Origin of the sequence: Stenotrophomonas sp. Sm2128, assembly GCF_030985535.1 — a bacterium.
Classification (GTDB): Bacteria; Pseudomonadota; Gammaproteobacteria; order Xanthomonadales; family Xanthomonadaceae; genus Stenotrophomonas; species Stenotrophomonas maltophilia.
Window position 1 is genome coordinate 12,121 of record NZ_JAPTFQ010000054.1, and the last position, 20,691, is coordinate 32,811.

General features: G+C 66.6%; 15 protein-coding genes. 4 read left to right on the top strand and 11 right to left on the bottom strand.

The features are described from left to right. Positions 1-146: 146 nt before the first annotated feature. The 3 genes from betA to betI all read right to left on the bottom strand — a co-directional run bounded on the left by betA (position 147) and on the right by betI (position 4,032). Positions 147-1,829, bottom strand: a complete 1,683-nt coding sequence (betA, locus tag O0K41_RS15055; RefSeq protein WP_005409499.1) for a choline dehydrogenase — start codon at positions 1,827-1,829, stop codon at positions 147-149. Between the two features lie 101 nt (positions 1,830-1,930). After that, a complete protein-coding gene (gene betB, locus O0K41_RS15060) occupies positions 1,931-3,403 on the bottom strand; it encodes a betaine-aldehyde dehydrogenase (RefSeq protein ID WP_005409500.1) in 1,473 nt (490 codons plus the stop codon). Positions 3,404-3,441: 38 nt separating this feature from the next. Continuing rightward, the gene (gene betI / locus O0K41_RS15065) at positions 3,442-4,032 is read right to left on the bottom strand and encodes a transcriptional regulator BetI (protein ID WP_005409501.1); all 591 of its coding nucleotides are present in this window, start codon (positions 4,030-4,032) and stop codon (positions 3,442-3,444) included. Positions 4,033-4,202: 170 nt separating this feature from the next. Here betI and O0K41_RS15070 point away from each other — a divergent pair, with 170 nt between their 5' ends. Then, positions 4,203-5,753: a BCCT family transporter gene (locus O0K41_RS15070; RefSeq protein WP_005409502.1), complete on the top strand. Its 1,551-nt coding sequence runs from the start codon at positions 4,203-4,205 to the stop codon at positions 5,751-5,753. Positions 5,754-5,904: 151 nt separating this feature from the next. Here the strand turns inward: O0K41_RS15070 and acnA are convergent, their stop codons facing one another. Both acnA and bamE read right to left on the bottom strand, forming a co-directional pair. Continuing rightward, positions 5,905-8,658: an aconitate hydratase AcnA gene (gene acnA, locus O0K41_RS15075; protein ID WP_164223003.1), complete on the bottom strand. Its 2,754-nt coding sequence runs from the start codon at positions 8,656-8,658 to the stop codon at positions 5,905-5,907. Between the two features lie 260 nt (positions 8,659-8,918). Beyond that, entirely contained in the window at positions 8,919-9,290 is a 372-nt protein-coding gene (gene bamE / locus O0K41_RS15080) for an outer membrane protein assembly factor BamE (RefSeq protein WP_005409504.1), read from the bottom strand. A 191-nt stretch (positions 9,291-9,481) separates the two neighbouring features. On the opposite strand from bamE, the gene O0K41_RS15085 reads away from it, so the two are divergent. Genes O0K41_RS15085 through acnB form a run of 3 tightly spaced genes read left to right on the top strand, consistent with a single transcriptional unit; the run spans position 9,482 to position 12,746 of the window. Beyond that, positions 9,482-9,706 (top strand): AbrB/MazE/SpoVT family DNA-binding domain-containing protein, encoded by a 225-nt coding sequence (locus tag O0K41_RS15085; RefSeq protein ID WP_005409505.1) that lies wholly within the window; start codon positions 9,482-9,484, stop codon positions 9,704-9,706. 6 nt (positions 9,707-9,712) lie between these two features. After that, positions 9,713-10,111, top strand: a complete 399-nt coding sequence (locus O0K41_RS15090; protein ID WP_005409506.1) for a type II toxin-antitoxin system VapC family toxin — start codon at positions 9,713-9,715, stop codon at positions 10,109-10,111. A 43-nt stretch (positions 10,112-10,154) separates the two neighbouring features. Next, complete coding sequence (gene acnB / locus O0K41_RS15095) at positions 10,155-12,746, top strand: bifunctional aconitate hydratase 2/2-methylisocitrate dehydratase (RefSeq protein WP_005409507.1); 2,592 nt, start codon at positions 10,155-10,157, stop codon at positions 12,744-12,746. Positions 12,747-12,837: 91 nt separating this feature from the next. Here the strand turns inward: acnB and O0K41_RS15100 are convergent, their stop codons facing one another. The 6 genes from O0K41_RS15100 to O0K41_RS15125 all read right to left on the bottom strand — a co-directional run bounded on the left by O0K41_RS15100 (position 12,838) and on the right by O0K41_RS15125 (position 20,392). Then, the gene (locus tag O0K41_RS15100) at positions 12,838-13,782 is read right to left on the bottom strand and encodes a hypothetical protein (RefSeq protein ID WP_049449856.1); all 945 of its coding nucleotides are present in this window, start codon (positions 13,780-13,782) and stop codon (positions 12,838-12,840) included. 90 nt (positions 13,783-13,872) lie between these two features. Further along, positions 13,873-15,459: a hypothetical protein gene (locus O0K41_RS15105; RefSeq protein ID WP_164223006.1), complete on the bottom strand. Its 1,587-nt coding sequence runs from the start codon at positions 15,457-15,459 to the stop codon at positions 13,873-13,875. 92 nt (positions 15,460-15,551) lie between these two features. Further along, a complete protein-coding gene (locus O0K41_RS15110) occupies positions 15,552-16,625 on the bottom strand; it encodes a chemotaxis response regulator protein-glutamate methylesterase (RefSeq protein WP_005409510.1) in 1,074 nt (357 codons plus the stop codon). Continuing rightward, complete coding sequence (gene cheD / locus O0K41_RS15115) at positions 16,622-17,218, bottom strand: chemoreceptor glutamine deamidase CheD (RefSeq protein WP_005409511.1); 597 nt, start codon at positions 17,216-17,218, stop codon at positions 16,622-16,624. Before cheD ends, O0K41_RS15110 begins: the two co-directional genes overlap by 4 nt. Next, positions 17,215-18,084 (bottom strand): CheR family methyltransferase, encoded by an 870-nt coding sequence (locus tag O0K41_RS15120; protein WP_088436941.1) that lies wholly within the window; start codon positions 18,082-18,084, stop codon positions 17,215-17,217. The genes cheD and O0K41_RS15120 overlap by 4 nt, the downstream gene beginning before the upstream one ends. 37 nt (positions 18,085-18,121) lie before the next feature. Then, positions 18,122-20,392 carry a methyl-accepting chemotaxis protein gene (locus tag O0K41_RS15125; protein WP_099484320.1) on the bottom strand — a complete coding sequence of 757 codons (2,271 nt, stop codon included), beginning with the start codon at positions 20,390-20,392 and terminating at the stop codon, positions 18,122-18,124. Positions 20,393-20,691 lie beyond the last annotated feature (299 nt).

Genomic DNA, 20,691 nt, shown 5'->3' on the forward strand with positions numbered 1-20,691 from the left:
CCCGCCGTAGGGAAAACGCGAAGAGGCCCCGAAGGGCCTCTTTGCTTGGTCGTGCCGGCCGCTGGCCGGCATCTGCGCTCGATCGGGATTCCGGTGGATGCCGGCCAGCGGCCGGCACTACCGTGTCGCCAAGCGGGGCGCTTGCGTCAGTCCTGCTTGCGCACCGGTGCACCGTTGGCCTTGTAGTACGGCGCGGTGCTGCGGGCCAGCGGGGTGCGGCCGCGGATCACGTCGGCCAGCTTCTCGGCCATCATGATGGTCGGCGCGTTGAGGTTGCCGGTCACCACCTGCGGCATGATCGAGGCATCGACGATGCGCAGGCCTTCGAGCCCGTGCACGCGGCCCTGGCCGTCGACCACCGCCATCGGGTCATCGGCGTGGCCCATCTTGTTCGAGCACGACGGGTGGTAGGCGGTCTCGGCATGTTCGCGGACGAACGCATCGATCTGCGCATCGGTCTGCAGCGCGCTGCCCGGGGAAATCTCGCGGCCGCTGTACGGTGCCAGCGCCGGCTGCGCGAAGATCTCGCGGGTGATGCGGATCGCCGCGCGGAACTCGCGCCAGTCCTGCTCATGCGACATGTAGTTGAAGAGGATGCTCGGATGTTCGCGCGGATCCTTCGAACGCACGTGGATGCGGCCGCGGCTGGGCGAGCGCATCGAACCGACGTGCATCTGGAAGCTGTGCGCCTTGATCGGGTTGGAGCCGTTGTAATTGATCGCCACCGGCAGGAAGTGGTACTGCAGGTTCGGCCAGTCGAATTCGGCGTCGCTGCGGATGAAGCCGCCGGCCTCGAACTGGTTGCTGGCGCCGATGCCGGTGCCCAGGAACAGCCACTCGGCGCCGATGGCCGGCTGGTTGTACAGCTTCAGTGCCGGTGCCAGCGAGACCGGCTTCTTGCACTCGTACTGCAGGTACATCTCCAGGTGGTCCTGCAGGTTGGCGCCGACGCCCGGCAGGTGGTGCACCAGGTCGATGTCCAGGCTGCGCAGCAGGTCGGCCGGGCCGACGCCCGAACGCTGCAGGATCTGCGGCGAGGCGATGGCACCGCCACACAGCAGCACTTCGCGGCGCGCGGTGGCACGCTGCGGCTGGTCGTTGTGCAGCCACTGCACGCCCACCGCACGCTTGCCCGAGAACAGGATGCGGTCGGTAAGCGCGTGGGTGACGATGGTCAGGTTCGGGCGCGGCTTGGCCAGGTCCAGGTAACCACGGGCGGTGCTGGAGCGACGGCCCTTCGGGGTCACCGTGCGGTCCATCGGGCCGAAGCCTTCCTGCTGGTAGCCGTTGAGGTCGTCGGTGCGCGGGTAGCCGGCCTGCACGCCGGCTTCGACCATCGCAGCGAACAGCTCGTTGTTGCCGGCCTTCGGCGTGGTCACCCGCAGCGGGCCGTCGCCACCGTGGTAGTCATTGGGGCCGATGTCGCGGGTTTCCGCCTTGCGGAAGTACGGCAGGCAGTCCAGGTAGGTCCAGTCTTCCAGGCCCGGCATGCTGGCCCAGTTGTCGTAATCCATCGCGTTGCCGCGGATGTAGCACATGCCGTTGATCAGCGACGAGCCGCCCAGGCCCTTGCCGCGGCCGCAGTCCATGCGGCGGTTGTTCATGAAGGGCTCGGGATCGGTCTTGTACGCCCAGTTGTAGCGCTTGCCCTGCAGCGGGAAGGCCAGTGCCGCCGGCATCTGGGTACGGAAGTCGAGCCGGTAGTCCGGGCCACCGGCTTCCAGCAGCAGCACGCTGACATCGGCATCTTCGGTGAGGCGGGTAGCCAGCACGTTGCCGGCCGAACCGGCGCCGATGATGATGTAGTCGTACTCGTTGTGGGTGCTCATGGGTGTCTCCTGCAGGCCGGGGCGCGCTGCATGCAGGCGTCCCGGCGGAATGTCGGATCGGCGCGGTGGCCGGACGAGGGTGCGCGCTCGGGGCGCGCCGGTCAGAACACGCTGGCGTAGTCGCCCAGTTCCACCTGCACCGACTTGATGCGGGTGTAGTGGCCGAGGGTGGAGATGCCGTTCTCGCGGCCGACGCCGGATTCCTTGTAGCCACCGACCGGCATTTCGGCCGGAGACTCACCCCACGTATTGATCCAGCAGATGCCGGCTTCCAGGCGGTGGATGATGCGGTGGGCGCGGCTGATGTCCTTGCTGACCACGCCGGCGGCCAGACCGAAGGTGGTGTCGTTGGCGCGACGCACCACTTCGTCTTCGTCGTCGTAGGCGAGGATGCTCATGACCGGCCCGAAGATCTCTTCCTTGACGATGGTCATGTCATCGCGGCAGTCGGAGAACACGGTCGGCAGAACGTAGGCGCCATTGGCCAGCGCGCCTTCGGTGGCACGGCCACCGCCGGTCAGCAGGCGGGCGCCTTCGGCCTTGCCGCTTTCGATGTAGCGCAGCACGTTTTCCATGTGCGGGAAGCTGGTCAGCGGGCCGAAGTTGGTTTCGGCGGCCATCGGGTCGCCGATGCGGATGCGCTTGACGCGCTCGACAACGGCGGCCTCGAACGCGGCGAGCATGCTGCGCGGCACGAATACGCGGGTGCCGTTGGTGCAGACCTGGCCGGAGCTGAAGAAGTTGGCCATCACCGCGATGTCGGCGGCGCGGTCCAGGTCGGCGTCATCGCAGATCACCAGCGGCGACTTGCCGCCCAGCTCCATGGTCACTTCCTTCAGCGAGGAGGACGCGGCGCTGGCCATGACCTTCTTGCCGGTGGCGACGCCGCCGGTGAAGGAGATCTTCTCGATCACCGGGTGCTCGGTCAGCCACTGGCCGATCTCGCGGCCCGGGCCCTGCACGACGTTGAACACGCCAGCCGGCACGCCGGCTTCGGTGTAGATCTCGGCCAGCCGGATCGCGGTCAGCGGGGTCACTTCCGAAGGCTTGAACACCATCGCGTTGCCGGCGGCCAGCGCCGGGGCCGACTTCCACATGGCGATCTGGATCGGGTAGTTCCAGGCGCCGATGCCGGCGACCACGCCCAGCGGCTCGCGACGGGTGTAGAAGAAGCTCGATTCGCGCAGCGGCAGCTGGATGCCTTCGATGGCGGTGGCCAGGCCGGCGTAGTACTCGACCACGTCGGCGCCGGTGACGATGTCCACGGTGGTGGTTTCGGCCAGCGCCTTGCCGGTGTCCAGGGTTTCCAGGTGGGCCAGTTCGTCGTTGCGCTCACGCAGGATCTCGACGGCGCGGCGCAGGATGCGCGAGCGTTCCATCGCGGTCATCGCGGCCCACACCTTCTGGCCTTCGGACGCGCTCTGCACGGCACGCTCGACGTCGGCCTGGCTGGCAACCTGCACTTCGGCGATCACCTCACCGGTGGCCGGGTTGACGGTCTTGAAGGTCTTGCCGCTGGTGGCATCGACGCGCTGGCCGTGGATGTAGAGCTGTTGGACGGGCAGGGTGGTCATGGGGCGTACTCCTTGGAAGGGGGCGGGTGCTGAAGCGCTTATAGCGCGACAGCCTGCAACTGGAAGTCGATGTAGCCGTAAGCGATGCGCCGGGACTTCTCGGCGTTGAACTGGCCGCCGACCAGGCTGCCGCGCAGCCACAGGCCATCGATCATCGCGGCCAGCCCGCGGGCGGCCAGGCGGGCCTGCGGGTGGGGCAGCAGGCGGTTGAACTGGTGGCACAGGTTGGAGAACAGGCGCTGGTCGTTGGCGCGCTGCAGCCGGGCCAGTTCCGGCTGGTGCATGCTCGCGGCCCAGAAGGTGAGCCAGACGCGCATCGCGGTGCCGTTGATCTGGCTGTCGTCGAAGTTGCCGTCGACGATGGCGCGCAGCTGCTCGCGCGGGTCGTCGCTGGCGTCGGCGCGGTAGCGGGCGACCGCGTCCTTCAGCTCGCGCAGGATCTGCCGCATTGCAGCATTGAGCAGGCCGTCCTTGTCGCCGAAGTAGTGGGCGACGATGCCGCTGGACAGCCCTGCCTTCTTCGCGATGGTGGCGACGGTCGCATCGGCCATGCCGATCTCGTCGATGGTCTGGAAAGTGGCCCGGATCAGCTGTTCGCGCCGTACCGGTTCCACGCCTTTCTTCGGCATTGTCTCTCCACGGATTGCGACCCGAAGGATCGGGCTGCCCGCCATTATGCTTTTTATTGATTGAACGTTCAATCAATAAACCCTAGGATGCGCTCGCGCCCCACGCCATGGGCCCGGTTTACCGGTCCGGCCCCGCCCATGTGCTCCCTCGGACTTGATGAGACGACCCCATGTCTTCCCTGGCTCATCCCAAGCGTTCGCCCCTGCGCTTGAACCGTTTTGTCTTCTTCAGCTCCTCGGTGTCGATCGGCATCCTCGGGCTGCTCACCGTTCTCTATCCCGAAGGCAGCGAGCACTGGCTGCAATGGGCGCAGGCCGAGGTGTCGGCCGCGTTCGGCTGGTGGTACATGCTGCTGATCGTGCTGTGCCTGGGCTTCGTGCTGTGGCTGGCGTTCTCGCCGTATGGCCGCATCCGCCTGGGTCACAACGAGGAATCGCCGGCCTTCGGCTACGTCGCCTGGGTCTCGATGCTGTTCTCGGCCGGCATCGGCATCGCGCTGCTGTACTACGGCGCCTACGAGCCGCTGGACCACTTCCTGCATCCGCCCGGGCAACCCGGCGGCACCGTGGCCGCCGGCCGCGAGGCGATGGTGCTGACCTTCCTGCACTGGGGCCTGCACGGCTGGGCGCTGTATGCGCTGGTCGGCGTTGCGCTGGGCTATTTCGCCTACCGCCGTGACCTGCCGCTGGCGCTGCGCTCGGCGCTGTACCCGATCTTCGGAGAGCGCATCCATGGCCGCATCGGCGACATGGTCGATGGCTTCGGTATCCTCGCCACGCTGATCTCGATGGTTACCAACCTCGGCATCGGTGCGCTGGTGGTGCAGTCCGGCCTGGTCTACCTGTTCCACATCCCGGATACGCCGCAGGTGCTGGTGGCGATCGTGCTGGTGATGATGGTGGTGGCCACCATCGGCGTGGTCGCCGGTGTGGAGAAGGGCATTGCCTGGTTGTCCAACCTCAACGTGCGCCTGCTGTGCGGCCTGCTGCTGTTCGTGCTGGTCACCGGCCCGACCCTGCACCTGTTCGATGGCCTGATCCAGAACACCGGCGATTACCTCGGTGCGTTCGTGCGCAAGAGTTTCGACATGTACCTCAACGACCCGAAGGGCCGTGAGTGGATGGGCTCGTGGACGCTGTTCTACTGGGCCTGGTGGATCGCCTGGGCGCCGTTCGTCGGCCTTTTCGTGGCACGCATCTCGCGTGGCCGCACCATCCGCGAAGTGATCATGGGCGTGCTGCTGATCCCGCTCGGCTTCACCCTGGCGTGGCTGTCGATCTTCGGCAACACCGCCATCGACCTGGTGCTCAACCATGGCCAGGCGATCCTGGGTGACGTGGCCCAGCACGATGCGGCGATGACGCTGTTCAAGCTGCTGGAATACCTGCCCGCCGCGCCGTACGTGGCCGGTGCCGCAGTGGTGATCGGCTTCGTGCTGTTCCTGACCCCGGTCGATTCGGGCACGCTGATGATCGCCAACCTGTGTACCCGTCGCGTTGACGATGGGGTGGAAGACGGCCATGACGCGCCGATCTGGCTGCGCGTGTTCTGGGCCGTCGGCATCACCGTGGCCAGCGTCGGGCTGCTGCTGGCCGGCAATTTCAGCGCAATGCAGACGGCGGTGGTGCTGTGCGGCCTGCCGTTCTCGTTCACCCTGGCGTTCTACATGTGGGGCCTGCTGAAGGCGCTGCGCACCGACCCGGACGCGCCGCGCCGCTGAGCGCGCACCTGGCGCCCATCCCGGTGCCGCCGGAGATGCGGTAGAGCCAGGCCATGCCTGGCTGCAGAGAAACAGGAAGGGCCGGATCCGCGAGGGTCCGGCCCTTTTGTTGGGTAGTCGACTAGCAGTCGACTCTACCGAGAGCGGAACGTTACTTGCTGGCCAACTGGCGCAGCACGTACTGCAGCAGGCCACCATGACGGAAGTACTCGACTTCCTTCGGGGTCAGCAGCATCACCGACACCTCGAAGGTCTTCTTCGTGCCATCGGCCTTGGTCGCGGTGACCGTGGCGCGCTTGCTGGCGCCATCCTGCAGGCCGGTGATGTCGATCACTTCCGAGCCGTCCAGGCCCAGGCTCTGCGCGTTCTCGCCGTTGCGGAACTGCAGCGGCAGCACGCCCATGCCGACCAGGTTGGAGCGGTGGATGCGCTCGAAGCTTTCGGCGATGACCGCCTTCACCCCCAGCAGCAGGGTGCCCTTGGCAGCCCAGTCACGCGACGAGCCGGTACCGTATTCCTTGCCGGCCAGCACCACCAGCGGCACCTTGTCGGCCTTGTACTTCATGGCCGCATCGTAGATCGCCAGCTTTTCCGGCTGGCCGCCACCGGCCGGGTAGTACAGGGTGTTGCCGCCTTCCTCGCCACCGAACATCAGGTTCTTGATGCGGATGTTGGCGAAGGTGCCGCGCACCATCACGTCATCATTGCCGCGGCGGCTGCCGTAGCTGTTGAAGTCGGCCGGCTGCACGCCACGTTCCTGCAGGAAGCGGCCCGCCGGCGAGTCCTTCTTGATGTTGCCGGCCGGGGAGATGTGGTCGGTGGTGATCGAATCGCCGAACAGGCCCATCACGCGCGCACCATGCACGTCGTCGATGCTGCCGGTCTGCATGGTCATGCCATCGAAGTACGGCGGGTTCTTGATGTAGGTGGACGCATCGCTCCACGAGTACAGGTTGCCGTCCGGCGAGGCGATGGTGTTCCAGCGGGTGTCACCCTTGAACACATCCGCGTAGTTCTGCTTGAACATCTCCGGGCCGATGGTGGCGGCGATGACGTCACCGATTTCCTTGTTGCTCGGCCAGATGTCGCGCAGGAACACCGGCTGGCCATCGCTGCCGGTACCCAGCGGCTGGGTGGTCAGGTCGATGTCGGTGGTGCCGGCGATGGCGTAGGCCACCACCAGCGGCGGGCTGGCCAGGTAGTTCATCTTCACTTCGGGGTGTACGCGGCCCTCGAAGTTGCGATTGCCCGACAGCACCGAGGTGACCACCAGGTCGCCGGTGGCGATGCCGGCGCTGACTTCGGTCGGCAGCGGGCCGGAGTTGCCGATGCAGGTGGTGCAGCCGTAGCCGACCACGTAGAAGCCGATCTTTTCCAGCTCCTTCAGTACGCCGGCCTTTTCCAGGTAATCGGTGACCACCCGCGAGCCCGGCCCGAGCGAGGTCTTCACCCACGGCTGGCGGTTCAGGCCCTTGGCGGCCGCATTGCGGGCCAGCAGGCCGGCGCCGATCATCACCGCCGGGTTGGAGGTGTTGGTGCACGAAGTGATGGCAGCGATGACCACCGCGCCGTCCTTCAGGCGGACCTTGCGGCCTTCGATCTCGATGTCGGCGAAGCCCTTGGCCAGCTGCTCGTTGCCGACCGCGGCGCCGCCGCCTTCGTTGACGAACGAGGAGACGTCGTCGCTGCGCTTGTCACGGTTGGCGGTCATGCCGACCAGGGCTTCACGGTAGTTCTTCTGCACGTCTTCCAGCAGCACGCGGTCCTGCGGGCGCTTCGGGCCGGCCAGCGACGGCTTCACCGTGCCCATGTCCAGTTCCAGCGTGGTGCTGTACTGGGCGTGCGGGCTGCCCGGCTCGTGCCACAGGCCCTGCGCCTTGGCGTAGGCCTCGACCAGGTTGATCTGCTCTTCGCTGCGGCCGGACAGGCGCAGGTAGTTCAGCGACTCGGCGTCGATCGGGAAGATGCCACAGGTGGCGCCGTATTCCGGGGCCATGTTGCCGATGGTGGCGCGGTCGGCCAGCGGCAAGTGCTGCAGGCCGTCACCGTAGAACTCGACGAACTTGCCGACCACGCCCAGCTTGCGCAGCATCTGGGTGACGGTCAGCACCAGGTCGGTGGCGGTGGCACCCTCGGGCAGCTTGCCGGTCAGCTTGAAGCCGACCACCTGCGGGATCAGCATCGACGATGGCTGGCCGAGCATGGCGGCCTCCGCTTCGATGCCGCCCACACCCCAGCCCAGCACGCCGATGCCGTTGATCATGGTGGTGTGGCTGTCGGTACCGAACACGGTATCGGGGTAGGCCACGGCCTTGCCATCCTTCTCCGCGGTCATCACCACGCGGGCGAGGTTTTCCAGGTTCACCTGGTGGACGATGCCGGTGTTCGGCGGCACCACCTTGAAGTTGTCGAAGGCCTTCTGGCCCCAGCGCAGGAAGCCGTAGCGTTCCTGGTTGCGCTGGAATTCGATCTTGCCGTTGAGGTCCAGTGCGTCCGGCTTGCCGAACACATCGACCTGCACCGAGTGGTCGATGACCAGTTCGGAGGGAATCTGCGGGTTGATCTGCTCCGGCGAGCCGCCGAGCTTGACCACCGCATCGCGCATCGCGGCCAGGTCGACCACGCAGGGCACGCCGGTGAAGTCCTGCAGGACCACGCGCGCCGGCATGAAGGCGATCTCGGTGTCCGGTTCTGCCGCCGGATTCCAGCGGGCCACGGCTTCGATGTGGTCCTTGCCGACGGTGATGCCGCCGTCCTCGTGCCGGAGCAGGTTCTCCAGCAGGATCTTCATCGAGTAGGGCAGGTGGGAGATATCGAAGCGCTGGCCCAGCGTGGGCAGGCTGAAGTAGTCGTAGGTCTTGCCGCCGACGTTCAGCTGGCTGCGGGTGGAGAACGAATCGCTCATGCGGGGTAACTCCTTCTTGCGGATGGCTTGCTCTGGCCCGTGCGTGCAGGGGCCTGCTTGCGGTCGCCGGTGGCATTCCGGCCCCGGATCCTGCCCAGTATCGGCGATCCAGCGCCCGGCAATGACCCGGCTGGCTTGGAACGCAAGGTTACAGCGGTGTGTGTAGCCTTCGTGTCAGCGCGTGCGGTCGTCGCCCGCTGGCCAGAACGCAGACGGGACGCCCATGGGCGCCCCGTCCGGAAGTGCGTGTCGAGCAGGACTTACTTGCCGTTGGCGGCATCCAGCAGCGGATTGCCGGTCTTGCCAACAGCGTTGCTCTTGGACTTGGCCGTCAGCACACCCTGCTTGTTGAATTCCAGGACGGTCGCTTCCTGGATGTTCTTGCCGAAGGTCTTGATCTTCACGTAGTCGTAGTACCAGACCTGCGTGTCGCCCAGCTGTTCGCGGCGACCGGGTGCGCCGAACTTCTCACGGACCTGGTCCTGGCTGGTCTTGCCGACTTCCAGGGTGTCCATCTGCTGTTGGGTGATCTCGACGCCGGTGGTGTAGGCGCCGAACGGATTGGCGTGGGCTGCCGTCGTCGAAAGGGCCAGCGGGGCAGCCAGCATCAGGGCAAGGGTCAAGGCGCGCATGGAACATCCTTTTATGGCGGGTAGGTGCGGGCGGCACGCGGTGCGTCCAGCCCGGGGCCGCAGCAGGTCGCTGCGGAGCCAGTCTAACCCCCGGATGCGACCAGCGCAGGATCGCGGTCACGGATTGGGCGGGTTTGTTCCAGATACTGCGAGTATGTATAATTCATGCATACTTTTTGAGGCGTACCCCCATGGAAGCCACCGTTGCTGAACGCGGACAGATCACCCTGCCCAAGGCGGTGCGTGATGCCCTCGGCCTGACCAAGGGCACGCTGCTGAAGGTCGAGCTGGACGGCAGCCGCATCATCCTGCGCAAGAGTGTTGACGATGCCATTTCACGGGCGCGCGGCAAGTTCGCGCTGGACGGCTTCGAATCGTCCGACGCGGCGGTGCGCGCGGTGCGTGACGAGGAGTAAGCCGTGATGATCGCCGTCGATTCACCGGTGCTGGTCGAGCTGCTCAGCAATGGTCCGCAGGCCGATGCCGTGGAAGCCATCCTGCGGCAGAGCCTGGTCGGCGGCCGCGTGGTGGTCTGTGGCGCGACGTTGGCCGAAGTCTGCGCTTCGCTGCGCGGCGGTGCCGAAGTGCTCGAAGCGCTGGAAGAGATGGGCGTGCATTTCAACCCGATGGAAGCCAAGTCGGCACTGCGCGCCGGCGAGATGCACCGCCGTCATCGCCAGCGCGGCGGCAGCCGCCGCAGCCTGGACGAATTCATGGTCGGCGCCCACGCACTGCTGCAGTGCGACGGCCTGATCACCTGGAACGACACGTTTTACCGCGACTACTTCAAGGGCCTGAAGCTGATCGTGCCGCAAGCCTGAGCCCACTTTGTTATTTCAACCTACGCATTACCCGGGAGTTGTCATGTTGGAAGCCTACCGCCACCACGTCGCCGAGCGCGCTGCGCTTGGCATCCCGCCGCTGCCGCTGAGCGCGCAGCAGACGGCCGATGTCATCGAACTGCTGAAGAACCCGCCGCAGGGCGAGGCCGAGTTCCTGCTCGACCTGCTGACCCACCGCGTGCCGGCCGGCGTCGATGACGCAGCCAAGGTCAAGGCCTCGTACCTGGCCGCGATCGCGCTGGGCAGCGAGCAGAACCCGCTGATCAGCCGCGAGCGCGCCACCGAACTGCTGGGCACCATGCTCGGCGGTTACAACGTTGCGCCGTTGGTGCAGCTGCTGGACGACACCAGCGTCGGCACCATCGCCGCCAACGGCCTGAAGAAGACCCTGCTGGTGTTCGACGCGTTCCACGACGTGCAGGAAAAGGCCAAGGCCGGCAACGCCAACGCCCAGGCCGTGCTGCAGAGCTGGGCCGATGCCGAGTGGTTCACCAGCAACCCGGAAGTGCCGCAGAGCCTGACCGTCACCGTGTTCAAGGTGCCTGGCGAGACCAACACCGACGACCTGTCGCCGGCACCGGATGCGACCACCCGCCCGGACATCCCGATGCACGCCCTGGCGATGCTGAAGAACAAGCGCGACGACGCGCCGTTCACCCCGGAAGAAGACGGCAAGCGCGGCCCGATCCAGCAGATCCTCGACCTGAAGGACAAGGGCCACCTGGTTGCCTATGTCGGCGACGTGGTCGGTACCGGCTCCTCGCGCAAGTCGGCCACCAACAGCGTGCTGTGGTGGACCGGTGATGACATTCCGTTCATCCCGAACAAGCGCGCCGGTGGCGTCTGCCTGGGTTCGAAGATCGCCCCGATCTTCTACAACACCATGGAAGATGCCGGCGCACTGCCGATCGAGCTGGACGTGTCGAAGATGGAGCACGGCGATGTGGTCGAGCTGCGTCCGTACGAAGGCAAGGCGCTGAAGAACGGTGAAGTGATCGCCGAGTTCCAGGTCAAGTCCGAAGTGCTGTTCGACGAAGTGCGTGCCGGTGGCCGCATTCCGCTGATCATCGGCCGTGGCCTGACCGGCAAGGCGCGCGAAGCGCTGGGCCTGGCCCCGACCAACCTGTTCCGCCTGCCGGTGCAGCCGGCCGACACCGGCAAGGGCTTCTCGCTGGCACAGAAGATGGTCGGCCGCGCCTGTGGCCTGCCGGAAGGCCAGGGCATGCGCCCGGGCACCTACTGCGAACCGAAGATGACCTCGGTCGGCTCGCAGGACACCACCGGCCCGATGACCCGTGACGAGCTGAAGGACCTGGCCTGCCTGGGCTTCTCGGCCGATCTGGTGATGCAGTCGTTCTGCCACACCGCCGCCTACCCGAAGCCGGTGGACGTGAAGACCCACCACACCCTGCCGGAGTTCATCTCCACCCGTGGCGGCGTTTCGCTGCGCCCGGGCGACGGCGTGATCCACAGCTGGCTCAACCGCATGCTGCTGCCGGACACCGTGGGTACCGGTGGTGACTCGCACACCCGCTTCCCGGTGGGCATTTCGTTCCCGGCCGGTTCGGGCCTGGTCGCCTTCGCTGCGGCCACCGGCGTGATGCCGCTGGACATGCCGGAGTCGGTGCTGGTGCGCTTCAAGGGCAAGATGCAGCCGGGCGTGACCCTGCGTGACCTGGTCAACGCGATCCCGCTGTACGCGATCAAGTCGGGCCTGCTGACCGTGGCCAAGGCTGGCAAGAAGAACATCTTCTCCGGCCGCATCCTGGAAATCGAAGGCCTGCCGGAGCTGAAGGTCGAACAGGCGTTCGAATTGTCCGACGCCTCGGCAGAACGTTCGGCGGCCGGTTGCTCGGTGCGCCTGAACAAGGAACCGATCATCGAGTACCTGACCAGCAACATCACCCTGCTGAAGTGGATGATTGCCGAGGGCTACCAGGATCCGCGTTCGCTGCAGCGTCGCATCGAGAAGATGGAGGCGTGGCTGGCCAACCCGCAGCTGCTGGAGCCGGATGCCGACGCCGAGTACGCCGCTGTCATCGAGATCGACCTGGCCGACATCCACGAGCCGATCGTGGCCTGCCCGAACGATCCGGACGACGTGAAGACCCTGTCCGAAGTCGCTGGCGCCAAGATCGACGAAGTGTTCATCGGTTCGTGCATGACCAACATCGGTCACTTCCGTGCCGCTGCCAAGCTGCTGGAAGGCAAGCGTGACCTGCCGACCCGCCTGTGGGTGGCTCCGCCGACCAAGATGGATGCTTCGGAGCTGACCAAGGAAGGCGTGTACGGCACCTTCGGCGCCACCGGCGCCCGCATGGAAATGCCGGGCTGCTCGCTGTGCATGGGCAACCAGGCGCAGATCCGCGAAGGCTCCACCGCGATGTCGACCTCGACCCGCAACTTCCCGAACCGCCTGGGCCGCAACACCAACGTGTACCTGGGTTCGGCCGAACTGGCCGCGATCTGCTCGCGTCTGGGCCGCATCCCGACCAAGGAGGAGTACATGGCGGACATCGGCGTGATCAACGCCAATGGTGCGGAGATCTACCGCTACATGAACTTCGACCAGATCGAGGAATACCAGGACGTGGCCAACACGGTCGCTGCCTGATGCGGTAGTGCCGGCCGCTGGCCGGCATGCCGTTGAAACGAAGAACCCCCGGTGAGAGCCGGGGGTTCTTCGTTTGGGGGCGTACCCAGGTTCAGGCCTGGGTAACGGCCGCCGCTTCCTCGGTCACGGCCGGCGTTTCCGCCGGAAGCTCGGCTTCCACCGCAGGCTGCGGCAGAGCGCCATGGTCGGGGAACAGGCGGGGCAGCTCAGCCACGAAACGCGCGATGCAGGCCTCGGCGAACTCACGCGACGCCGCCTTGGCCTTCGCATAGTCGTCTGCCTGCCATTCCTGCAGCGGGGCAACCCGTGCTTCGTCCCGGCAGTGCACGCCCTGGCCGCCACTGGCGCTGCGGAACAGCTTGCGCACCACCGGGAAGCCGATGGTTACATCGTGGCGCAGCTCGTAGGGGGTCTCTGCATCGCTGAGCTTCTGGTACACCAGCGACCACTGGCCGGCGCTGGCTTCCACGGTGCGCTCGTCGCTGGGAATGGCGCCGGGGTGGGCCGCGAAATAGAGTGCCAGCTGCTCGCGGATCATGCCGGGCAATGCGCCGAAGGCCGGGCTGGGCACAGAGTGGATGTCCTCGCCACGGACGTTGTTCTTGCTGAAGCTGTTGCTGGTACCGATGTCACCCACGCCAGTGACGAACGCAAGAGCAGACAGGCCGACCTTGGCCGCGGTGACGGCAGCGGTATCGGCACGCATCACCAGGCGCAGCACGTGATCGCCCACGCGATTGCCGTTGGGGCCTGCACCCAGTCCGGAGGTGACCTTGATGTGCTGCAGGCTGCTGTAGTCGACAGGAGGTGCCACGGCGGCTGTGACATTCCCGATGGCCGGATCGGCCGCGGTGGGGGCGTGCGCCGCGTCTGGCGCGGTCGCCGCATCCGTTGCTGGATCGAGCGTTGATCCGCTGGTGACTGCGGAAGCCACGGCAGGCGTGGGTGTGGGTGCTTCGTCGTTGGCGTAGGCCGACGGCGCCAGCAGCAGGGTGGCCGCGATCGCGGCGGTGAGGCAGGTTGGGCGTAATGCCACGGTAGTACTCCTTGGGGAAACGAAGATGAGGCGCTGTGCGCGCTCTGGTGGTTGATGCCCGGCGAAAGCCGAAGGTAGGGGAGCGATTGCTCAGCGCGGCGCGAACTCCCTGATCGGGAACGCATTGCAATGGGCGATCGCAGCGGCGATGTCGACCGGAGCATCGGCGGCGGCACTGCGGCGCCTGTTCACCGTGGCCGCCTCTTCCCACAGGCTGGGCAATACCTGCGGTGCGTCCAGTACGCGTTCGCGCACGGCATCGTGAAGGGCGCTGCTGTAATCGGTAGCCGGTATCACCACGCACAGGCGTGTGCCGGGATTGCTGCTGGCCTGCTGCAGCATCTTCCGCAGTGCCTCGGTGCTGCCCGCGTCGTCGGTCAACCGTTCCGGTGCGCCGCCCTGGCGGGCATCCTGGATCTGCAGCTGGCCTGGGCTGAACAGCAGGACCTGCATGTCCTGCCGCGGTTCAATGCGGACCGGCGCACGCGTGCCCTCACAGGTGCTGGGGGTCTTGCGTGCGACCTGTGGCGTCGTGCTGCCATCGGCGTGTACCTGGCGCAGATGCAGGCGGCACATCTTGTCGGCCACTTCCATTTCCACTTCGTAGTCCTGTCCGGGCCTGGCCACGAACTGACCCGACAACTGCCCGTCGCAGTACATGCGGCTTGATGCGTCGAAGCGCGCTTCGACAATCAGCGGCTTGCCGCCGGCGACTTCGTACTCCTGGTAGCTGAGCATGGAGAACCGCTCGTTCTCCTTGCTGCGCAGGGTTTCCGTGGCGGGGATGCCGAGCACGCCCTTGTCACCGGCGTTGTTGTACTTGACGTCGATCCTGTCACGGTAATCCTCGCGGCAGGCGGCGTCGGTGTACAGGGTGGTGGTCCGCCCCAGGCTGGCATAGATGCGCACCCGTGCCGGCGGCACGGCACCGCCTGCGTAGGCCGTGAGATCTTCAGCAGCAAGCGGGCGAGGGTACATCGCCGGTATTCGCTTGATGAGCTGCTCGGTGCACTTCATCGTGATCACCTGGGCGGCAATCTTGAGCCTGGCGTAGTCATTGGCCTGCCACTCGCCCAGGGTCGCCCGGTCGTCGCTGTCACTGCATCTGATGATTTCAGCCAGGGTGCCATCGGCACGGCGTTGCTCGATCGTGCTGACGTGGTTGAGGCGGTAAAGGGGATCCTTCCGCGTGTTGCCCTGGTGCACCAGCGCCCAGGTGTCTGCACTGAAACGCAGAGTGCTGCTCTGGTTGGGCAGCGCGTCGGGCGCATAGCTGAAGTAGCCACCCACCAGCGCCCTGGCTACGTTGGGCATCAGCGTGGTGGCGGGGCTCGCCTGGCTCTCGACGATGCTGCCGGGCAGGGTGTTGCGCCGGAAGTAGTCCGGCTCATTGCCGCTGAAGAGCAGTGCGAGGCCCTTTGGCGTGAGCGACTCGCTGTCATCGGGGGTGACGATGCGCAACGCCACGTCGGGTGCGTGGAGGCGCTTCGATGCGGTATCCGGACCACTCTGGATCTGAACGCGATCGGTCCAGGCGGTGCCCTTCGCGACGGGGGCGGGGGGAAGCCCCGGGGTGGCCTGCGGCGGTGCCGGCACGCCGGCAGCGGTGGCTGCCAGCGGAGCCAGCAGAGCGGCCGCCAGCAGTGACGGTTGGTAACGGAAGAGACGCAGGGCCATGGTCAAACTCCTTGGAAAACACGACAGCCGTGCCGGCCCTTCCGGGGCCGGCATCTGAAAGAGGGAATCAGGCGGTGCGATGCCGCGGACGATCAGCCGCGGGCGAGCGCCAAGAGTCGTTCGGCGATCCGTTCCAATGGCACCTGTTCTTCGGCCGCTCCCAGTTTGAAGGCAGCGCCGGGCATGCCCCAGACTACGCTGGTGGCTTCATCCTGGACCAGCGTCGGCGCGCCGGCCTGGCGCATTTCCAGCAGGCCGCGCGCGCCATCGTCACCCATGCCGGTGAGGATGGCGCCGATGGCGTTGCCGCCCGCGCTCTGCGCGACCGAACGGAACAGCACGTCCACCGCGGGCTTGTGACGGTTCACTGCAGGGCCATCGTCGACGCGGCATCGCCAGCGCGCACCGTCGCGGATGATCCGCAGGTGCTTGCCGCCCGGTGGCAGGTAAGCATGGCCAGGCAGCACTGCCTCGCCGTCGCTGGCCTCACGCACGGCCATCGCGGAATGCCGGTCCAGGCGTTCGGCGAAGGCGCTGCTGAAGCTGGCAGGCAGGTGCTGGGTCATCACCACGGCAGGCGCATCGGCCGGCATGCCTTCCAGCACCACGCGCAGCGCCTCGGTGCCGCCGGCCGAAGAACCAATCGCGATCAGGCGGTCGGTGGTGCGGAACTGCGGTGCAGCCGGGCGCATTGCAGGAGCTGCTTCCAGCAGGAGTTTCGGAGCGGCAGCACGCACCAGCGGGCGCACCCGCGAGCGCGCCGCCATCTTCACCTTGGCGATGATCTCGTCGGCGTAGCCCTGCAGGCCGCGTGCGACGTCCAGCTTGGGCTTGGAGACGAAGTCCACGGCGCCCAGTGCCAGTGCCTGCAGCGTGGTATCGGCGCCGCGCTCGGTCAACGAGGAAATCATCACCACAGGCAGTGGATGCAGCCGCATCAGGTTTTCCAGGAAGGCGAGGCCGTCCATGCGTGGCATTTCCACGTCCAGCGTGATCACGTCCGGGGCCAGACGCTTGATCTTCTCGCGCGCCAGCAGCGGGTCGGCAGCGGTGCCGACCACGTCGATGGCCGGATCGCTGGACAGGATTTCCGTGAGCATCTGGCGCACGACGGCGGAGTCGTCGACGATCAGGACCCGGCAGGGGGCGTTGCCGGTCAGGGTCATTCGAACAACTCCACGCCACCGGTGACCGGGGCCTTGGACAGGCGCGCACGCACTGCCGATTCGGTGGCAGCCACCTCGGCCTCGTGGGCGTGCGGCAGGCGCTGCACCACCACGCGGCCGGTATCGGCGAAGAACCAGATCTTGCGCGGATGGATGCCGCAGAGGTCCTCGGCGATGATCGGAATATGCTCGGCCTGCAGGTACTGGCGCACGAACTCGGCGTTACGGGTACCGACCGGATTGCTGGTGAAGCCCTTCAGTACGTTGGCGCCGCCGAACACCTTGGCCTCGATGCGCTTGCGGTGCGCGCCGCGCTTGAGCATGTCATTGATCAGCAGTTCCATCGCATAGCTGCCGTAACGCGCGGGCGCGCCGTCGCCGGCGTTGCCCTCGGGCAGCAGAAAGTGGTTCATGCCGCCGATCTTCAGCACCGGGTCGCGCAGGCAGGCGGCCACGCACGAACCCAGGGTGGTGGTCAGCGCGGTGGTGTCATCGACCACCAGGTACTGGGTGGGCAGCAGCTTGGCGGCAAGGGTCTGGAAGCGTGCATCCTGGTAGCGCATCACGTCGTCGGTACGCAGTGAGGCGTTCATGAGCCGGCCTTTGCCGCGCGGCGGTACAGGGTGCGCCCGCAGGGCTGGATCAGGTCGGCGGCGTGCAGGTAGTTCTCCGAGTGTCCGGTGTAGAGCAGGCCATCGTCGGCCAGGTGCTGCACCAGGCGGCCGAGGATGGCGCGCTGGGTCGGCTTGTCGAAGTAGATCATCACATTGCGGCAGAACAGCGCGTCGAACGGGCCGCCGACGTCGTAGCGCGGGGCGAGCAGGTTCAGCGGACGGAACTCGATCAGCTCGCGCAGCGCCGGCAGCACGCGGCACTGCCCCTCGTTGGGACCGCTGCCACGCTGGAAGTAGCGGCGGCGCAGGTCCGGGTCGAGATTGGCGACACGGTCGATGTTGTAGACGCCGCGGCCCGCGGTGGCCAGTACCTGGGTATCGACGTCGGTAGCGATGATGCGCACCGGCGGCTTCAGCGTACCGAAGGCCTCGCAGGCGGTGATCGCCATCGAATAGGGTTCCTCACCGGTGGAAGCCGCGCACGACCACAGCAGCAGCGGCGCACGGCTGGAACGCTGCTGCAGTTCTTCGCGCAGCTTGTCGAAGTGGTGCGGCTCGCGGAAGAACGAGGTCAGGTTGGTGGTCAGTGCGTTGGTGAACGCCTGCCACTCGTCACCGTCTTCCTGCTCAAGATGGTCCAGGTACTGCTGGAAGCTGCGCATGCCCAGCGTGCGCAGGCGGCGCGACAGACGGCCATAGACCATGTCGCGCTTGGCCGGTGCGAGGGCGATGCCCACGCGCTGGTAGATCAGGTCGCAGACGCGGCGGAAATCACGGTCGGCGAACTCGAACTCGCGCGGGCCGGTGACGATGGGAGTAGGACTTTGCACGGGGGACGTGTCCATCGGCAGAGGCGGCGGCCGAAGCCGCCGCGGGTGGGTCTCAGAATTCCTGCCAGTCGCTGTCGCTGGCGGCGAAGGTGCTGGCGTTGCTGCTGCGACGTACCGGCGTGGGCGTGCTGGTCGGCTGCGGACGTGCCACGGTGGTGATGCGCGCCGGTTCCACGCGTTCGGCGACAGCCTTCACCGCGGCCGAGACCTGGTTGTCGAGGCGGAAGATCGCCACGGCGTCGGCCAGCTGCGCGGCCTGGTCTTCCATCGCACGTGCGGCGGCGGTGGCTTCTTCCACCAGTGCAGCATTCTGCTGGGTGGTCTCGTCCATCTGCACCACGGTCTGGTTGACCTGCTCGATGCCGGCCGACTGTTCCTGCGAGGCGGCGGAGATCTCGGCCATGATGTCGGTCACGCGCTGCACCGAGGCGACGATCTCGCCCATGGTGCTGCCGGCCTGGTGCACCAGGCTGGAGCCTTCGGCGACCTTGCCGACCGAATCATCGATCAGGCCCTTGATCTCCTTGGCCGCCGCAGCCGAACGCTGGGCGAGGGTACGCACTTCGCTGGCGACCACGGCGAAACCACGGCCCTGCTCGCCGGCACGCGCGGCCTCCACTGCGGCGTTCAGCGCCAGGATGTTGGTCTGGAACGCGATGCCATCGATGACGCTGATGATCTCGGCGATCTTCTTCGACGAGGCTTCGATGGCCGACATGGTGGTGACCACCTGGCCGACCACCTCGCCGCCCTGCGAAGCGACACCGTGCGCGCCGATGGCGAGCTGGTTGGCCTGGCGGGCGTGCTCGGCGTTCTGGCGCACGGTGGAGGTCAGTTCCTCCATCGAGGCGGCGGTCTCTTCCAGGTTGGCGGCCTGCTGCTCGGTACGGCGCGACAGGTCGCTGTTGCCGGACGCGATCTCGCCAGCGGCGAGGGTGATGCTGGAGGCACTGGCCTGGATCTGGCCAACGATCTGGGTCAGCTGCGTAACGGTGGTGTTGGCGTCGTCGCGCATGCGTGCGAACACGCCCTGATAGTCGCCGTGCATGCGTGCGGTCAGGTCGCCTTCGGCGATGGCCGACAGCAACTGCGAGAGCTTGCCGAGGTTGTCATCGCTGACCGCCATCATTGCGTTGAGGTTTTCCAGCATCAGGCGGAAATCGTGATCAAAGCGCTGCGCATCACCGCGCTGGCTGAAGTCGCCGGCGGCGGCGGCACTGGCCAGCTGCTTGATCTCGGCATTGATGCGGCCGAGGTTGGCCTTGACGGTGTCGACGGTGGTGGTCATCGCCGCCTTCTCGCCGGGGTAGCGGGCGATGTCGCGGCTGAGGTCGCCGACTGCGTACTGCTGTACCACGTCCAGCACGTCATGCAGGGTCTGCACATGGCTGCCGACCAGGGTGTTGGTCTCCTGCACCATCAGCCCGTACTCGCCGGGGAAGACGCTGGCGTCGATGCGGTAACTCAGTTCGCCGGCATCGTGACGGCGGGCCATTTCGCGCTGGCCGCCGATGACCGCATGCAGCTGCTGCTGCATGCCGGACATGGCCTCCAGCAGGCGACCGGGTTCGTCATGCGGCTGCGGGCCGATATGGCTGTCCAGCTTGCCATTGGCGATGCCTTCGGCGACGGCGGTGGCCTGCTTCAGCGGGCGCGCGATACGGTTGCCGATGACCCAGCTCAGGGCCAGCACGATCAGCACCAGCACACCACCGGAGATCGCCATGATGGCGGTGAACACCAGCGCCTGCCGCTGCACGTCGTCCATGTAGACGCCGCTGCTGACCACCCAGTTCCACGGCGCGAACAGGCCGGCGTAGGCGACCTTCTCGACCTCGCCCTTGCTGCCCGGCTTGGCCCATCGATAGTTGACGAAGCCACCGCCGGCCTTGGCCGCTTCGACCTGGTCGTAATAGATGCGCACGCCGTCGTCGGTACGGAAGTCCTTCATGTCCTTGCCGACCAGGTCCTTGCGGAACGGGTGCATCAGCAGGCGGTAGCCGGTGTCGTAGATGTTGAAGTAGTACGTATCGTTCTCGGCGCGCATCACTTCCAGGGCCTGCAACGCGGCGCTCTTCGCGGCGTCCTCGCTGAGTTCGCCGGTGCCGGCCAGGCGGTGGTAGTGCTGGAGGATGCCGTAGCTGAGTTCGACCTGGGTCTTCAGCGCGGTCTTGCGGGTCTCGGTGAGGTCCAGGTACTGCATGCGGGCGGCGATCACCGAGAGCGCGATCACGCCGAGCGCGATGAGCAGCGTCAGCAGGTTGAGCTTGCGCCGGACGGAGAGATTGCTGAAGTAGTGTTGCCAGCGATGCAGGAGATTCATCGAGCAGGACCAGGTCGAAACGGGCGGGCGGCGCCGAGCCGGTCAGCGGCGGGATACGCCGTGACAACCCCGTTATCGGCCGCTGGGGCGGGGGATTGAGGTGAGGTGTTCGAACGTATTCAGGTTTCCTCGCAGCGGCGGCTGCGGCGCTGCCTGCGGCAGGCTGGTTTTGAAGCAACAGCAACAGCAACGGCGCTTGGTCGGTGGTCAGGGGTTGCGAGAAGGGCCGGGCCAGGATGGGTTGGCGGGGGACGCCGTAAACCCGTCCTTGGGGGCTTGGCCGCGGCATCCATGCCGCG

Excerpts from the sequence above, each read along its gene's own strand:
- O0K41_RS15110 (WP_005409510.1), bottom strand. The coding sequence starts at position 16,625 with ATGACCCTGACCGGCAACGCCCCCTGCCGGGTCCTGATCGTCGACGAC.
- O0K41_RS15085 (WP_005409505.1), top strand. The coding sequence starts at position 9,482 with ATGGAAGCCACCGTTGCTGAACGCGGACAGATCACCCTGCCCAAGGCG.
- cheD (WP_005409511.1), bottom strand. The coding sequence starts at position 17,218 with ATGAACGCCTCACTGCGTACCGACGACGTGATGCGCTACCAGGATGCA.
- betI (WP_005409501.1), bottom strand. The coding sequence starts at position 4,032 with ATGCCGAAGAAAGGCGTGGAACCGGTACGGCGCGAACAGCTGATCCGG.
- O0K41_RS15105 (WP_164223006.1), bottom strand. The coding sequence starts at position 15,459 with ATGGCCCTGCGTCTCTTCCGTTACCAACCGTCACTGCTGGCGGCCGCT.
- betA (WP_005409499.1), bottom strand. The coding sequence starts at position 1,829 with ATGAGCACCCACAACGAGTACGACTACATCATCATCGGCGCCGGTTCG.
- O0K41_RS15120 (WP_088436941.1), bottom strand. The coding sequence starts at position 18,084 with ATGGACACGTCCCCCGTGCAAAGTCCTACTCCCATCGTCACCGGCCCG.
- O0K41_RS15125 (WP_099484320.1), bottom strand. The coding sequence starts at position 20,392 with ATGAATCTCCTGCATCGCTGGCAACACTACTTCAGCAATCTCTCCGTC.
- O0K41_RS15070 (WP_005409502.1), top strand. The coding sequence starts at position 4,203 with ATGTCTTCCCTGGCTCATCCCAAGCGTTCGCCCCTGCGCTTGAACCGT.
- betB (WP_005409500.1), bottom strand. The coding sequence starts at position 3,403 with ATGACCACCCTGCCCGTCCAACAGCTCTACATCCACGGCCAGCGCGTC.
- bamE (WP_005409504.1), bottom strand. The coding sequence starts at position 9,290 with ATGCGCGCCTTGACCCTTGCCCTGATGCTGGCTGCCCCGCTGGCCCTT.
- O0K41_RS15090 (WP_005409506.1), top strand. The coding sequence starts at position 9,713 with ATGATCGCCGTCGATTCACCGGTGCTGGTCGAGCTGCTCAGCAATGGT.
- acnA (WP_164223003.1), bottom strand. The coding sequence starts at position 8,658 with ATGAGCGATTCGTTCTCCACCCGCAGCCAGCTGAACGTCGGCGGCAAG.
- acnB (WP_005409507.1), top strand. The coding sequence starts at position 10,155 with ATGTTGGAAGCCTACCGCCACCACGTCGCCGAGCGCGCTGCGCTTGGC.